We start from the raw sequence: 14,978 nt of genomic DNA on the forward strand, positions 1-14,978 counted from the left end.
CTTGCATTCTCTACAGAGGAAAGCTGTAACAGCAGATCCCTTCAGAAAGGATAGTTCTGAAAGAATCACAGAACCTTCATGAAACTGTGCCCGACCCAAGAGCGGCCTTTTGTCGCCTTTCTTCCATGAGATCTCCTGCGGACTTTGAATAAATCCTAATTCCATTTCTTTTTTACAATATGGGCATTTCATATTGATCCTCCTCTGCAAATTCCGATTTCACAGCGAAAGCCCTGCAGCTTCACTATACCAGAATTATAGCACAGTAGGAAGAAAAAGTCTATCAGAACGCATCGAAATCCGCCTGTCCTACGTGCTTCTTCGTGAGGTGATAAATAAAGCACCTGCTAATTGATAGCAAGTGCTAAAAAATGTTTTCTATTACAACATTGCTGGCATACATGGCAGAATCACATTCCGCTTGACAACGTGCCTTTGGTTTCATCTTAGCTTGTGAGAATACTTTCATCTCTCAGGAAATGTTCGATTCCAACATACTGAATACCATTGTCATCCTTATATGGCTTAAGATAATCCCTGACAACAACTATTTTCTTGAAAGAATCCGGTATTCTTAAGAGCGATGCTATTTCCTGTTTTTTCTTTTCCGGATCAGCAATTGTAAGTGCAGACTGAATATAATATCTATCGTTTCCTCTATTTACAACAAAGTCCACTTCCAGCTGCTTCCTTATCTTTTTTCCGTCCTCCATTGTTGCAATCTCGACAACTCCAACATCTACATCACATCCTCTTCGAATCAGGTCGTTGTAGAGGACGTTCTCCATAAGATGCGTTTCTTCAATCTGCCTGAAACCAAGTCTTGCATTTCTAAGCCCCGGATCGGAATAGTAATACTTCGAAGGGGTCTTGATATATTTTCTGCCCTTCACATCGTACCTTACTGCCTTTTGAATCAAATAGGCATCCATGAAATATCCAAGGTATTTATCAATAGTTTCAGGAGCAACTGTGATCTTGTTCTCAGTCTTGAATGTATTTGACAACTTGCTCGGGTTGGTAAGAGCCCCAACTCCGGAGGCAATCACATCAAGTAAAGTAGCAAGAACAACCTCGTCGTTCATAACCTTGTTTCTTTCCAATACATCCTTCAAATAAGTTCTTTCAAACAAATCACGAAGGTATTTGCTCTTCTTTTCATGGGTATCCATTGATAAGACAACTGGCATACCACCATAAGTGTAGTATTCCTGCCAGGCTTCACGTTTATCCCCCTCATAAGCATCGTAGAACTCCGCAAAAGACAATGGATAAACTTTAATCTCATCCCCTCTGTCTCTGAACTGCGTGAGGATATCAGATGACAGCATCTTCGAGTTGCTTCCTGTAATATATACATCTGCATTCTTGATTTTCATCAGTCCAAGCACTACATCTACAAAACCTATTTTTGCTTCGGGATCATCCACATATGGATTTTGGATTTCTGACACCATCTGAATCTCATCGATAAAAAGATAGTATCTTTTACTGCTGTCAGTTATCTTCTCACGGAAGAACTTATCAAGTTCCATCGGGTTTCTGTACTTTGCATTGCTTAATTCATCGAGAGCCACGCCGATAATTTGTTCAGAAGCAACGCCTTCATTAACAAGGTAGTCTCTGTAGATTTCAAACAGAAGTACGGACTTTCCACATCTTCGAAGCCCTGTAATGATCTTGACACGACCATTATCCTTTAAAGCAATGATCTCCTTCAAATATTGACTTCTTGGAAACACTTTCATCACCTCTGATTTTTTTGCAGATTGGAACGTTTTTTTCACCTTTGCTCTTTTATTATAACCAAATTCTGCTTCAAAGTCAAGGCTTCAAGTGAAATTTTTGCAGAATGTACACCCTTTCAGATTTAAATGCATATACCAAATGCCTATGGAACCATTATATCCTTTTCTACAGCGTTTATTCTCCTGATTTTTTTGCTCCATTCTGCATTTTTTTCACGTGTGAGTACAGAAATCGAAATTCACATGCATCGCCATCACAGGATATTACGGATGTTTTATAAATTCATCTTGACTTTTCCAAGTAGTGTGGTATAATAAAAAAGGTGTATTCATAAACAATCAAAATGCATCCATATCGCTTTGAGAAGCGACCTCTGTCCACCCATCAAAATCATCATTTTCACGCTCGGTGAACATATCATTAATTATACCTATCGTAAGCATATCCAGCTCGGTCAATGTAAGGCCGAGCTGTTTACATCTCAGGAGGAACAACGGTGTTGTCATCGGGCGGTCAGTTTTGCGATGTTTTTTTTAGACTCCGCCTGCGTCTCCACATTGAGTCCCCACAACTCGATGAGCTGCGGCAGCATCTCGTAGATAGAGAATGTGTTGAAACGTTCGAGCCAGTCGTCCGGATTGTCGGGGACGTTCTCCGGATCAGCGTGTTTCGCCATGATGTATGCGATGTTCTCGAACACCTCAAGACTCTCGATGTCAAGAGCGGAACTTTCCTCATACTCTGCCTGTACGTTGGATTGTAATTCAGAAAAGTCCCTGTAAATGTCCCTGCGGAATTTAAGACGGTAAAGACGTGGTACAGCGGCACTTGCCTTGAATGGTACTTCTATACCGTCAACGGTGATAGTTTTCTTAATTGCCATGATACATCTCCTTATTCTGCCGCCTTAGCAGCTTTGGCTGTATTGTTGGTATTCTGAGTATTTGCAGTAGGCATATAAACCGCATTGTACCAGTTGTCGTAGGTGGTCTGGTCAGTGCTTTCGCAGGTCTTGGACTTCACCAGACCATTAGGCAGCGCCGATGCCTTGAGGGAGAGCTTTTCCGTCTTGACAGACTTGCTCTCCTCAGTAGTCTCTCCTTCATTTGCAGGACGGGATGCTGAACAGCAATATAGAGCGTGACGTATGTGATTCTTGTCACCGTCAAACTCAAACAAAAGAGCGAACTGCGATGTCTCCGCATCATTTCGCTCTACAAGTACACCCTTTGCATCAAGCTGTTCACCCAGTATTTCTGTGGCAAAGTCAGTAGTGATAAGAGCTACCTCAAGATCTCCGTTATAGCCTGCATTGTTGTTTATAACGTAATATACACTGTTATCGGCATAAAAGTTCTCGTTTTCGCCGTTGGCATCGATGGAAAGCGATACCGCACCGGGCAGGCGCACAGGCGTTGCAAAGGTCGGAACGCCCTCATCAGACCATGCTGTGATCTTTGCCCAGTGAACCTTGTTAAGGCCAAATTTGACCTTGTTTTTACTTAAAGCCATTTTCAGACCTCCATTTCATAAAGAACCTCATATAGCTGTTCGCTCAGTATGTAGGCCTCTGTTTTAGTATAAAATATATTATGCTGTGTCAGAACTTCCTCCAGACGCCTTTCTGCTTCAGGAGACTTCTCATCTGTATATAGTTCAATATTCAGCATCTTGAAACTGTGATACATAAGGTTATCTGCTCCGAAGGTATTTTCCCCTGGAGACAGGAATATAAGGAAGGGCGGTCTGGGCGACTCGCCCTCGGCAAAGTGGTGATAGGCAAACGGGAAACCGATCTCCTGTATCATTTCATTGATTTCTTCATAGGTCACGACAGCGCCTCCTTTATCAGATCTGTAAGCATATCTTCTCCATGCGCTTCCGCAGGTGCTATATGAGGCTTGCCGGATACACGACCGCCATTACGCTTTGCATTACCTTTTTCAAGCAGGTGTGCAAGCTGGTAGCGATCTTTGGAATGAACTGTCATCTCCAATGTATGACTTTTTTCCTTAGTTTTCTTAGTTGTCCAGCTCTTACGGTATTTACCGCTGCTCTTGGGAGCATTTGCAGATATTTCCTTTTTGACAGAGGTTGCTGTCTTTTTTACAGCAGCTTTCATAGCTGTATCAGCAAGGTCTGCATATTCTGTAAGGCCTTTCATAATTATATCTGCCATATCATCAATAGAAGTCATCCTGTTCACCAGCCTTTCGTGTACCTGCTATTATCTTCATATAGTCCATAGACTTGTAATTAGGCAGTATACCATCGATATTGTAGGTCAGTCCACGAAACTGAACTCTGTGTGTTGTAGGATTGATACGCATTGTATCAGCCGTCTGGCGCACTATGAACTCTATAGAATATATCTCTTTTGTTACACCTGCATCCGTAGTTTCCGTTGAGGAATTAGGCGTAACATTAGCCCAACAGGAGAAAACTTCCTCCCACTGAGCTTTATGGTTTCCGATGTTATCCTTTCTGGTGTGATGCTCAAGAAAGGATATCCGCTGATTAAGCATTCCAATTTCCATTACATCACTCCTTCACGCTGTGCAAATAACAGAGCTCTCAGTGTAAGTGTCAGCTTATGATAGTCAGCAGTATTGCGGTTCTCATAGAGGTATGATATTGTATACAGCATAGCCTGACGCGTGGTTGCCTCATTCACCGCAAGTGCCGCGTCGTCCATTCTCCCGACATCCTGCACCAGTGATTTTGCAGTATCTATAAGGGAAATGATAAGCTTATCATCCTCCGTATGGTCTACACGGAGATAGTTCTTGACTTCATTTAGAGTTATCATGCCTTCATGGTCAGCACCTTTACAGCTTCCGGAAGTATGAGCTTACCGTCTACACGCTGTGAGGCAAGGAAGCCAATCTGACCATTCATAGCAAAAAGCTCGTTAAGTCGCTTCATACTGCGTCCCTGACGGTCTGCTATCCAGTAATAACTGTAGTCACCGAATGCTATAGCTCTGTTACCTGCCTCTGCAGTAGGTACATAGACAGACGTGATATATGGATGATTAAGTATTGTATCAGGTATGCCGTTAGATACACTTGGCTGCCAGATATAGTTTCCGGTATTGTCCTTGATCTTACGCAGAGCCTTTACTGTCTGCTCATTGAGTATCCACTTTGCCTTTTTTCGGTATGGAGACTTTAGAGAATAAAACAGCTCTATCATATCATCGAAGGTGATATTTGCACCTGAAGTAGTACAGCCTTCCTGAGTTCCTCCAGTTGCCGCGAAAATGCCCGTAGGCTTGCCTATACCGTCACCGGTAAGGAATGCCTCTTCTTCCTTTGCACCGATCCTGCGGGCGAATTCCTTTGCAATATACGCAGGGAGATCGAAGACAGAGTCATTAAGAAGCTCTTCAGATATCTTTATAGCTGTACCGACCTTGTATGCAGAGAGCGAAAGCTGACCGAAAGAGTCATCAGAGAGAGTAAATGCTTCCTCTTCCTCCATCCATACCGCTTCGCCCTTTGAAGTTACAACCGGTATCTTTCTATCTCCGCTTGAAGTCTGAATTCTTGTTGCAAGCGGGCGGAATACGTTTTCCTCTTCAAGGGCTTCAATGAGCTTTTTCTCAAACTCATCAGGGACGAGATAGCCGCCCTCTGCATCTTCGCCTACCTGCAGGTCGTTGCGTACATCGATCCAGTTACGGTTGCGGACGCTGTTCCAGAAAGCCTTGCTGTATTCGGCGTCAGCTGTGGAATGTTTGGGAGTATCGATTACATGAGCTCCTGGAGTTTCTACAACTGGCTTTGTGGTTGCCGCGTTAAGTTCCTGACCGATGCGCTCGGCTCTTTCCATACGCTCGATCTCCTTGCCGAGATCTACGATAGTCTGTTCCAGTGCGTCGTAGGTCTTGCTGTCTTCTTCGGAAAGCAAACCATTTGCATTACGTTTTGAATCGAGGAAGTCACGGGCTGTATCCCATGCCTTTGCTCTTTTTTCTCTGAGTTCCTGTATTGTCATCAGACATCCCTCCTAAGTAATGACAGCCTTTTATCCAGCTGTTCGATTGGTGTACCTGTAACAGGTGTATATAATGCGGAGATTCTCTTGATAAGGCTCTCCATTGTATTGGCGGCAGAGTATGACATAGCTGAAATATCCTCGGTTTTACGCCTTTTAAGCTTGCCGTTGGCCTTGTCAGGCTCGTCCACATCAGGCGTATTTCCGTCCGTATCCTCTTCAGCGGGAGTGTCGTTATCTGTCGGTTTATCGTTGTTTTTGTCGTCAAAAAGAATACCGTCAACAAGGCCGAGAGACAAAGCTTTCTTGGCATTGAGCCATGTTTCCTCGTCCATCATATGTGCTATTTTTGCACGTGACTGATGAGACTTCTCCTCGTATGCGTTTATAATACTCTCCTTAACCTCGTCAAGGAGTTTTATAGCCTGTTCCATATCGGATTTATTGCCGATAGCTATAGTTGCAGGGTTATGTATCATAAGCATACCTGTGGGAGCTATAAGGGTTTCATCGCCTGCCATGGCGACAACAGAAGCGGCACTTGCGGCAATACCATCGATCTTGACAGTAACTTTACCCTTGTGATTACGCAGCATGGTGTATATCTGCGAAGCTGCAAAAACATCTCCTCCTGGAGAATTGATCCATACAGTGAGATCACCTGATACTTTTGACAGTTCGCTTCGAAACATTGCTGGTGTGATCTCATCACCGAACCATGTATCCTCGGATATGGGACCATTGAATATGAGCTCCGCAGCATTTGTATCTTCGTTGCGTACCCAGTTCCAGAATTTATTCATCTGAATTACCTCCTTTGTTTGCAAAAGCGCCTGCGTCTTTAAGTTTTGTAAAGCTGCCGTTCACCAGATACAGATTGCCACCTTCCTCATCGGGGATGGCATTCATATCCTCGAGCTCACGTATATCATTAGCGGACAGCCAGCCGTTTTGTCTTGCAGTAGCATATCCCTGCATACGGCTTGCATAATCGCCGCGCAGCAGACCTTCCACATTGAATTTAATGAAATAGCGCCCCTTTTCGGAATCCGAAAGAAGCGCCTTCTGTAGTCCCTGTTCCCAGCGTACCAGCCACGGATCAAGGGTGTATTTAACGAATTCGAGTGACAGATGCTCGATGTTGCTGAACGTCGCATGATCGAGATCGCCGATCATATGCAGCGGCACACGGTAAAGCCTTGCGATCTCCTCAATCTGAAATTTACGGGTTTCAAGGAACTGCGCCTCGTTGTTTGGAATGGAGATGGGCGTGTATTTCATGCCCTCCTCCAAGATCGCTGTCTTGTGCGCATTGCTGCTGCCGTATGCCCGCTGCCAAGCCTCACGCACACGCTCCGGATTTTTGATCACGCCCGGATGCTCCAGCACCGCAGAGGGTGCTGCGCCGTTTGCGAAGAAGGACGAGCCGTACTCATCACAGGCGACCGCCAGACCGAGTGCATTTTTTGCCATTGCAATGGGGCTGTATCCGACCAGACCGTCAAAGCCCAGTCCGGGAATATGCAACACCTGTTCCATAGGAAGAATCAGCTCGCCCTGCTGCTTGAAATTCGGGTTGTGTTCGTCATATCGGCTGTAGCGGTAAATGAGCCTGCCGCGATCATCACGGTCAACACGCACCTTATCCGGCATCAGCGTATACAGCCCGATGACGTCACCTCTGCCGTTCCGGATGATCTGCGCATAGGCATTGCCATAGATCAGCAGGTGTGCCATCAGCGTTTCCCGGAATACGAAAGATGTCATTTCCGGATTGGGCTGGTCGTGCAGCAAAAAATATAGCGGGTGCTTCGGCACTCGCTCTTTTCCTCTGTCGGTGTATTGATAAACGTGCAGGGGCAATTGTGCGATCGCCTCCGACAAAACTCTCACGCAGGCATAAACTGCGATGATCTGCATAGCCGTGCGGTCATTGACACGCTTGCCTGCCTGTGTCCGTCCGAAGAAATAGCTGTAGGACGGGCTGTCGTAGCTGTCCTTCGGCTTGTCCCGTGACCGGAACAGTCCACTGAAAATACCCATGTGCATCACTCCTTTCGGTTGACTTTTTCTATGGGCGTATGATATAATATGGAAAAGCGGTGGTTTCCGCTTCAAATTGGAATTTATCAAGCTATCTGCTAAAGAAAGGATGAGGCAGTGACTATGATTGAGATTTCCTATCTACAGATGTTTATTTTTATAACTCTCATTTGGATAATTGTGCGATTCATAATTGCGATCAGATTCAAGAAGTTTTCGGTAAAACGTGAACTACAGATGCTTCTTGTATACATATGCCTAATAGTTATTGCTAGATTTGTATACTTCCCGTTACATTTTGTTGATGGAAAAATAGGTACACTAACGATTGGATTTTCAAAGACACCGTCTGACATGGTAAGTTTAATCCCGTTCTTTTTTCTCTTTGACAGATATGATGGATGGCTTATCAATATTATCGGGAACATAGCAATGTTTATACCTGTAGGAATAGTATGGCCTATCTGTTTTCGCAAGCTTGATAATATCAAAAAAACTATGTTCGCAGGGATTTGTTTTATTATCTTTATTGAGCTGTCCCAATTGATATGTCCCGAAAGGCATACAGATATTGATGACATAATATTAAATACGAGCGGTGTTATGATTGGAGCTTGTGTCATATTTGCTATACGAAAAGCCACAAATTCTGATTTGTAACTCTACAACACCAGCAAATCTCTCTCATCATAAATGCTATCGCCGGTGTCGTTTCCGCAGCGGATCGCACGGTCGAGAGCCATAATAGTTGCAACAGATCCATCGATTTTTTCGGTGGATTTTTCTTTATCCGGCTTGATGTTTCCTGCGGGATCGCGCTTGATGAAAATGTTGTCCATATTCCAGCGCAGCACTGGATGCCCGTTGTGGGCGATCTTCTGCTCCAGCGTCAGCTTCATCAGTTCTTTGGTCGGCGGCGACATATCACGATAGCCCTGACCGAACTGCACCAGCGTGAAGCCCAGCCCCTCAAGGTTCTGGCTCATCTGCACCGCGCCCCAGCGGTCGAAGGCAATCTCCCGGATATTGAAACGGGTGCCAAGCTCGTCGATGAAGTTTTCGATGAAGCCGTAGTGAACGACGTTGCCCTCGGTCGTCATCAGGAAGCCCTGCCGCTGCCAGAGGTCATACGGCACATGGTCGCGCCGGACGCGCAGGTCAAGCGTTTCCTCCGGCAGCCAGAAATACGGCAGAATATAATAATGGTCGTCCTCGTCAGTTGGTGGAAAGACCAGCACAAATGCGGTTATGTCCGTCGTGGACGAGAGGTCAAGACCGCCGTAACATACACGCCCTTCCAGAAGCGATTCGTCAAAATCAACCTTGCAGGCGTCCCACTTGTGCATCGGCATCCAGCGCACCGTCTGCTTCACCCACTGATTGAGGCGGAGCTGACGGAAGGCGTTCTCCTCGCCGGGGTTCTGCTTTGCGGATTCGCAGGCGGCTTCCACCTTGTCCATGCCGATTGTTTCACCCAGTGACGGATTTGAATTCTTCCACACCTCCGGCGAAGTCCAGTCGGCATCATCGGGAGCGCCGTAGATGACCGGGTAGAAGGTCTTATCGATCTTGCGCCCTTCAAGAATATCCTGCGCCTTCTGGTGCTGCTCGTAGCAGATGGAATTGGTGTCCGTGCCTGCGGTTGTAATCAGAAAATACAGCGGCTGCATTCGAGCATCGCCGGAGCCTTTTGTCATAACGTCAAAGAGCTTTCGGTTGGGCTGGGTATGCAGCTCATCGAACACGACTCCGTGAATGTTGAAGCCGTGCTTGCTGTACGCCTCGGCGGAAAGCACCTGATAGAAACTGTTGGTCGGCGTGTATACGATTCGCTTCTGCGAGGTCAGTATCTTAACTCGTTTATTCAGCGCCGGACACATCCGAACCATATCGGCGGCGACATCAAAAACGATAGCCGCCTGCTGCCTGTCAGCAGCGCAGCCGTATACTTCTGCACGTTCCTCACCGTCGCCGCAGGTAAGCAGCAGGGCGACCGCAGCAGCAAGCTCGGACTTGCCGTTTTTCTTTGGTATTTCGATGTATGCAGTGTTGAACTGCCGGTAGCCGTTGGGCTTCAGAACGCCGAACAGGTCGCGGATTATGCGCTCCTGCCAGTCAATTAGCTCGAACGGCTTTCCCGCCCATGTGCCTTTGGTATGGGCGAGGCACTCGATAAAATTGACCGCATAGTCAGCGGCAGCTTTGTCATAGTGAGAATCCTCCGCCATGAATTTGGTAGGTTTGTAGTTTTTCAGCTTCCTCAGAATTACACCTCCCATGCAGCAAATACTGTCCATAGGACAGTTTCAGGTCAGAAAAACAGAGCCTTTCGGCTCTGATTTTTTATTCTTCGCAGGCAGCCCAGTATCCTTCATCAAAAGCTGCGTCATCGTCAATGTAGTCGTTTTCGTAGTCAATTCCGATAAGCTCGTCGAAGTTTCTTCCCTTAGCTTCTGCTGCTTCTCTTGCTAAAGCTTCGGCGTTTTCTTCAATCCATGCGGTAAACTCGTTGTCGGATTCGCCTTCGTTTTCAACTTCAAGCTCGTATTCGTAATCGCTGTCTGCCCAGGTAATTAATGCCTTTGCAATGTACTCTTCCTCGTTCCAGTTTGTTTTTATTGCCTTTGCCCTTGCCAGTGCTGTTCCGTAGTTTACCATTTTTGTATCCTCCTGTGTGTTGTTTTCCCTTTCGGTATGTACATATTAACTCTGAACGGAAGATATATCAAGACGCTAAAACTACAGAATATAGGCAAATACACATTGCCAACGATTGTGTAAATTATGATAGGATATATAAAAGGCGGCTTCCTTCCGGTTGCCGCCATTGTTGTTTCAGTTGAATTCGTATAGGAGAATCGCCAACGCCTTTTCTGCTGCCTCGTTCTGTGGAGGAACATCAAGGCCCCGGTCGTAGTTATAAACAACCTCGCCATTGATTTTCAGCGTTGCCTTGCTTATTTTGCCGCCGTCAATTCCGTACCTGCTTTTCTTTTTGTAAACCTTTGCCCAGTAGTGAACTACTGTGTAGCTGCCTTCCTTTTTCGGAATTCCAATCGTGCCTTCCTTCCACATAATACTGCACCTGCTTCCTTAGTCATGCAGGACAACCTGTATCATTCCTTCAGGTGTCGGGATAAGCATTTCGGGATTCCAGAAACGCCTTTTATACCGCTCAACCTGTTCATCAGTAAGGTCGCAGAAGTCATCTAAGTCAAGTCCACATACAAAGAAGGTTCCTTTGATAGGTCCGTATTTTTCAACTACTCTGTTCCATTCAAGGTCGAGGAAAAGTCCGTCTTCGTTGCATATAACTGCAACTTGTTCATCGTAAGGGTAAATTGCCTGGATATATCCGCCGACTATTTTCTGCAGGTTCTCAAGGGTGTGTTCGATGTCCTTTTCGTATGGGCGCTTGCCGGGTTTGCATATTAAGATTTTCATGTGAATTGCTCCTTTATAGCTTTATTCCGCTTTTCTTGCGGTACACACATATTACCTCTGAACTGGTGATATATCAAGCCGCTAAAACTACAGAATAATGCCTCGAATACAAGGGGGCAGTTGTGTAATAATTCCTTCTGTTTTATGCATCTTTACTAAAAGCTGAATTGGAGCAAAATAATAATATAAATATATATATATCTATTATTATTCAGCGTAAAGATTCGATTTAGCCATTTCTCTAAACTTGTTTTAAAAGTATTGCTATTATGGATACTGCGTGCTATAATGGCTCAAGAAAGGAGGGGAGAATCATGGATATTGAAGAGCTTTTTGATAAGCTTGACAAGCGTCAGTTTGCCAGTGACGAAGAAATTAGAAGTCTGTTTAATGACAATAACAATGATGATGGCGGACCTATCGCAGAAATGGAACTCCAGTGCGATTACAATCCTGTAAGAAAGCCTGGAACAACTGGCAAAGACGGGCCTGAAACTTAACAAAAAAGGCCAGCTGTGGGGCAGGAAGCCATAAGGCATAACCAATAGGAGATACTTTTTCCTGGCCCACAGTGGCAAAAGAAACGCGTTATTCAGCGTCGTATTTGGTATGAATAATTCCCAGTATCTTGTCCTGTTCCTCGCGAGAGATTCCTATGGATTCAAGGGCTTCACGAGTTCCGCAGTCTGGGCAGATAAGAGTTTCGTTATCTGTTCGGGAAAGTGCAGGGTGTGCGGTGTATGGCTGTCCGCATCTGGGGCAGATATGCTCCTCAGTTACATCGTTTTTCATTTTTTGGCCTCCTTTGCACTTTTATTGTAAGCCTTGTCAAGAAAGGCTGTGTCAAATCTGAAGAAGCCGTAGCCCTCCTCGCAGGTGCAGATATATGCAGTTGTGGGAACTCCCAGCTTGCGCTCCTCGTGCATGATATACACGAATGCGTCCAGTTCTTTGGTTTTGCTGTTCCTAATAAGCTTCACGGGAAGCCGTATATTCTTCTTGTAGTAAAAATCGGGACAACCTTCGTAGATGTCAAGTCTTGATTCGTCAGCGTCGGAAACTTCCCAGACCGCAACGGGAACAAGGCTTCCTTTTTTCTTTTCAATGGTAAGGTAAGCGCCGGTTTTGCTTCCTTTGTAGAGAAGCTCGTAGTTTTTGATGACGCTTATACCGACTATTCGAGCTTCCGGACAACGGTACCGCATCTGGCGGACATTGAGGTTTGAGCCATAGGCAAGGTAATATTTACTCATTGCATTCATTCCTTTCCGAAGGCGACCGCCTTCACCACCTTAAGCCGCACTATGGCGGCGGTGGTAGGCTTTTTCCGTTCCGGTAGTCAAATATTAACTCTTTACAGTGGATATATCAAGTGGCTGAATGTACAGAATATCCGTTGCAGTTTTGCACAGCTTCTTGTGTAATATATGGCTTCGCTCAGGATTGCTCAGAATGGCTTTTAAGGCTATTCTGCTTGCAAATGGTATAGTTTAAGGAATAAGATGCTTGGTCGGCCTTACAGGGCATTGTGGAGGCTCCCGGAGGCCACCGCAGACCTTTTTCAAGGTCTGCCGAAGCGGAAGGCATTGTCGCCGGTAAGGTTCTTGGTTAGGACATCTCTTGCGGTTGCGAATTCGTCGCCAATGAAGCCCATTCTCATAAGCCAGGTTCTCATTGCGAAGGTGGGGTTCTCGTGCTGCTGTGGCTTGGGGCTGGCGCTTCTCAGGTCCTTTGCCATTTGGCTAAGCGCGAGGCAAAGCTGAATGTAGCTCTTGAGGCGTCCTGCGTGAAGTCCGTTTCTCTTGCCGTTTGCAGGCTTTTCAAATTCAAAAAGTCTGAACTCAATGGTGCCCTTGGTGAAAACTGCATGGTAGTTTGTCATGTGGTAGCGGCTGTCGTTGTAGTGCTCGTTTCTGCCGTAGGTTGCGTGGTTCGCGGTGTACCAGATGTCTGCAAGCTGAGCCATTGTTCGGGGCTTCTTGGCGTTTATCATTCTGACGAATTCCGGGTTAATGGTGCGGCAGTATCTTGCCATGCGGTTTGCGTTGAGCTTCAAGGCTTCTGCGATAAGCTCCTCGTGGCTCGCCATGATGTTTGCAAGGTTGCGAAGCGTCTGCGGTGTGTGTCCGTTTGCGCCGATGTGAATGTGTACTCCTGCGCCAACTCCTGCGTGGCTGATTGCTCCGGCTTTTCTCAGGCGGCGTATAAGCTCCTGTAAAAGCTCGATGTCTGCGTAGGTAAGTATTGGTGTTACCAGTTCGCATTTTTCGTCGTCAGGTCCGCTGATACTGCAATCCCTTTGAAATTTCCATTCTCTGCCCTGTGTATCCCATGCGCTCCATGTGCAGTAGCCGTTGCGGCTTGCGGTGTTTTCGAATCTGTGTGTGCCGAAGAAGTCTGCGGCAACCTGTGCGGCGGAGCGCCTTGTGATGTTGTTCATTTCAACTTCGCAGCCTATTGTCTGCTCCTTCATTCTTGCAATCTGGTTTGCAGTTTTCTCAGTCATTTTTGTATCCTCCTGTTTGGGTTTGTTTCCCTTTCGTTGTGTACATATTAACTCTGAACGGAGGATATATCAAGCCGCTAAAACTACAGAATATAGGCAAATATACAGCTTCAATGATTGGTGTATTTACACCCTTTATAAGCATGACATTCTTATGGCAACATACTCCAAAACTTTTACACATAAAAAAGTTACCGTCATACTTTAAGTTACGATTACAAACGCTATTGATTGTTAAAAGAATAGCGCAGTACCGATTGACGACTTATAAGTCTTCGTTAAGGCTTTTAATTTCGCTATAAAAAGCATTTAGTAACATGTGGAAATACTTAGAATAACATTGACTTTTCTTTTTGAATATAGTATAATAAAATAAAGGTAAGTAAAGAGGTGTTGGTTATTGCTTATACGTGATATTTTAGAGTGTAATGGTTTATCTGCAGATTTGCTCAAAAGCTATTCTTATGAAAGCAAATTAGGAAAATCACTCAAGCGAACCTTAGGGCACTTTGATAAAGAAGCTTTGATCGATGAATTATTTACTTATGCCGATTGGCTTGATAGTCTTGATATTGTATCTCAGGTTTCTCTTGACTTTCGAGTAAAGGCTTATGAATCTATTGAAAGCAAATTTGACCGTTATTACCCGAATACACAAGCTTGTAAAGCATTTAATGATATTTTGGGGTTCCGTGCGTTTTGCGATAGTTATGAGCCATTATTAAACGATAAGGTTGATACACTTCGTATCGCTGATATGTCAAAAGGGAAAGCAAACGATGATGGGTACAGAGGTGTTCACGTTTACTATCAATTTGATAACTATCATTATCCAATAGAGATACAATTCAATACTTATTATGATAGACAGCTTAATAACTGGCTACATGATTATTTATACAAAAAGAATTATCCTTTGGAGTATGGGCGTATAATGCGTCTGAAGTATGAAGAGGGTGTAATAAAAGACAATAAATCTTTTGAGGAGGTGCTGTATGATTTATCTAGTGGCAAAAAATAAGAACCGCAGAGGTTGTTTTGCTTTTAAAACTCAAAGTGGTACGCATATTGCGAGTATTAAAAGACAACTATACAAAGAAATTGGTTCAAAGGGAATACAGATTGTTACGGTTAGTCGACCTACAGCTTTCGGTGAATATGCGCCATATAATTTTGTACAGAGCGAATCAGAGTTTGTGAATAAAGCAAAGGAATTAACAAAGTAAGAGCTTGCTTA

22 protein-coding genes are annotated in these 14,978 nt (G+C 44.9%); 4 read left to right on the forward strand and 18 right to left on the reverse strand.

The window, feature by feature from the left end:
* From IKW96_RS06735 to IKW96_RS06785, 11 genes are all read right to left on the reverse strand, one after another.
* Window positions 1–192 (reverse strand): PF20097 family protein (locus tag IKW96_RS06735; protein WP_296572152.1); only part of this gene is annotated, 192 nt, incomplete at its 3' end.
* Between the two features lie 254 nt (window positions 193–446).
* Entirely contained in the window at window positions 447–1,721 is a 1,275-nt protein-coding gene (locus IKW96_RS06740; RefSeq protein WP_367112946.1) for an ATP-binding protein, read from the reverse strand.
* Window positions 1,722–2,251: 530 nt separating this feature from the next.
* The gene (locus IKW96_RS06745; RefSeq protein ID WP_296572155.1) at window positions 2,252–2,632 is read right to left on the reverse strand and encodes a hypothetical protein; all 381 of its coding nucleotides are present in this window, start codon (window positions 2,630–2,632) and stop codon (window positions 2,252–2,254) included.
* A gap of 11 nt (window positions 2,633–2,643) precedes the next feature.
* Entirely contained in the window at window positions 2,644–3,261 is a 618-nt protein-coding gene (locus tag IKW96_RS06750) for a major tail protein (protein ID WP_296572158.1), read from the reverse strand.
* A 2-nt stretch (window positions 3,262–3,263) separates the two neighbouring features.
* Window positions 3,264–3,581, reverse strand: a complete 318-nt coding sequence (locus IKW96_RS06755; RefSeq protein WP_296572161.1) for a hypothetical protein — start codon at window positions 3,579–3,581, stop codon at window positions 3,264–3,266.
* Window positions 3,578–3,913: an HK97 gp10 family phage protein gene (locus IKW96_RS06760; RefSeq protein WP_296572164.1), complete on the reverse strand. Its 336-nt coding sequence runs from the start codon at window positions 3,911–3,913 to the stop codon at window positions 3,578–3,580. The genes IKW96_RS06755 and IKW96_RS06760 overlap by 4 nt, the downstream gene beginning before the upstream one ends.
* A 19-nt stretch (window positions 3,914–3,932) precedes the next feature.
* The gene (locus IKW96_RS06765; RefSeq protein ID WP_296572166.1) at window positions 3,933–4,286 is read right to left on the reverse strand and encodes a phage head closure protein; all 354 of its coding nucleotides are present in this window, start codon (window positions 4,284–4,286) and stop codon (window positions 3,933–3,935) included.
* The gene (locus IKW96_RS06770) at window positions 4,286–4,558 is read right to left on the reverse strand and encodes a head-tail connector protein (protein WP_296572168.1); all 273 of its coding nucleotides are present in this window, start codon (window positions 4,556–4,558) and stop codon (window positions 4,286–4,288) included. The genes IKW96_RS06765 and IKW96_RS06770 overlap by 1 nt, the downstream gene beginning before the upstream one ends.
* Entirely contained in the window at window positions 4,555–5,751 is a 1,197-nt protein-coding gene (locus IKW96_RS06775) for a phage major capsid protein (RefSeq protein ID WP_296572260.1), read from the reverse strand. The genes IKW96_RS06770 and IKW96_RS06775 overlap by 4 nt, the downstream gene beginning before the upstream one ends.
* Complete coding sequence (locus IKW96_RS06780; protein ID WP_296572171.1) at window positions 5,748–6,551, reverse strand: head maturation protease, ClpP-related; 804 nt, start codon at window positions 6,549–6,551, stop codon at window positions 5,748–5,750. The genes IKW96_RS06775 and IKW96_RS06780 overlap by 4 nt, the downstream gene beginning before the upstream one ends.
* Window positions 6,544–7,791, reverse strand: coding sequence for a phage portal protein (locus tag IKW96_RS06785; protein ID WP_296572174.1), 1,248 nt, complete (start codon window positions 7,789–7,791; stop codon window positions 6,544–6,546). Before IKW96_RS06785 ends, IKW96_RS06780 begins: the two co-directional genes overlap by 8 nt.
* A gap of 237 nt (window positions 7,792–8,028) precedes the next feature.
* Between IKW96_RS06785 and IKW96_RS06790 the strand changes: the two genes are divergently transcribed.
* Entirely contained in the window at window positions 8,029–8,451 is a 423-nt protein-coding gene (locus IKW96_RS06790; protein ID WP_296572263.1) for a VanZ family protein, read from the forward strand.
* Between the two features lie 2 nt (window positions 8,452–8,453).
* Here the strand turns inward: IKW96_RS06790 and IKW96_RS06795 are convergent, their stop codons facing one another.
* The 4 genes from IKW96_RS06795 to IKW96_RS06810 form a co-directional block, all read right to left on the reverse strand.
* The gene (locus IKW96_RS06795) at window positions 8,454–10,070 is read right to left on the reverse strand and encodes a terminase TerL endonuclease subunit (RefSeq protein ID WP_296572177.1); all 1,617 of its coding nucleotides are present in this window, start codon (window positions 10,068–10,070) and stop codon (window positions 8,454–8,456) included.
* 64 nt (window positions 10,071–10,134) lie between these two features.
* A complete protein-coding gene (locus IKW96_RS06800) occupies window positions 10,135–10,449 on the reverse strand; it encodes a hypothetical protein (RefSeq protein ID WP_296572180.1) in 315 nt (104 codons plus the stop codon).
* A 177-nt stretch (window positions 10,450–10,626) separates the two neighbouring features.
* Entirely contained in the window at window positions 10,627–10,866 is a 240-nt protein-coding gene (locus IKW96_RS06805) for a hypothetical protein (protein WP_296572183.1), read from the reverse strand.
* A gap of 18 nt (window positions 10,867–10,884) precedes the next feature.
* Window positions 10,885–11,235 carry a DUF3846 domain-containing protein gene (locus tag IKW96_RS06810; protein WP_296572186.1) on the reverse strand — a complete coding sequence of 117 codons (351 nt, stop codon included), beginning with the start codon at window positions 11,233–11,235 and terminating at the stop codon, window positions 10,885–10,887.
* 314 nt (window positions 11,236–11,549) lie between these two features.
* On the opposite strand from IKW96_RS06810, the gene IKW96_RS06815 reads away from it, so the two are divergent.
* Window positions 11,550–11,735, forward strand: coding sequence for a hypothetical protein (locus IKW96_RS06815; protein WP_296572189.1), 186 nt, complete (start codon window positions 11,550–11,552; stop codon window positions 11,733–11,735).
* A gap of 88 nt (window positions 11,736–11,823) precedes the next feature.
* On the opposite strand, the gene IKW96_RS06820 is transcribed toward IKW96_RS06815, so the two are convergent.
* The 3 genes from IKW96_RS06820 to IKW96_RS06830 all read right to left on the reverse strand — a co-directional run bounded on the left by IKW96_RS06820 (window position 11,824) and on the right by IKW96_RS06830 (window position 13,741).
* The gene (locus IKW96_RS06820) at window positions 11,824–12,027 is read right to left on the reverse strand and encodes a hypothetical protein (protein ID WP_296572192.1); all 204 of its coding nucleotides are present in this window, start codon (window positions 12,025–12,027) and stop codon (window positions 11,824–11,826) included.
* Complete coding sequence (locus IKW96_RS06825; protein WP_296572195.1) at window positions 12,024–12,488, reverse strand: gamma-glutamylcyclotransferase family protein; 465 nt, start codon at window positions 12,486–12,488, stop codon at window positions 12,024–12,026. Before IKW96_RS06825 ends, IKW96_RS06820 begins: the two co-directional genes overlap by 4 nt.
* A 308-nt stretch (window positions 12,489–12,796) precedes the next feature.
* Window positions 12,797–13,741 carry an amidoligase family protein gene (locus tag IKW96_RS06830; RefSeq protein WP_296572198.1) on the reverse strand — a complete coding sequence of 315 codons (945 nt, stop codon included), beginning with the start codon at window positions 13,739–13,741 and terminating at the stop codon, window positions 12,797–12,799.
* A gap of 400 nt (window positions 13,742–14,141) precedes the next feature.
* On the opposite strand from IKW96_RS06830, the gene IKW96_RS06835 reads away from it, so the two are divergent.
* Window positions 14,142–14,762, forward strand: a complete 621-nt coding sequence (locus IKW96_RS06835; protein WP_296572200.1) for a hypothetical protein — start codon at window positions 14,142–14,144, stop codon at window positions 14,760–14,762.
* On the forward strand, window positions 14,737–14,967 hold the full coding sequence (locus tag IKW96_RS14805) for a DUF6718 family protein (protein ID WP_367112947.1): 231 nt from the start codon (window positions 14,737–14,739) through the stop codon (window positions 14,965–14,967). The genes IKW96_RS06835 and IKW96_RS14805 overlap by 26 nt, the downstream gene beginning before the upstream one ends.
* The last annotated feature ends 11 nt before the right edge of the window (window positions 14,968–14,978 follow it).

Origin of the sequence: Ruminococcus sp. (assembly GCF_017549005.1) — a bacterium.
Classification (GTDB): Bacteria; Bacillota; Clostridia; order Oscillospirales; family Ruminococcaceae; genus Ruminococcus.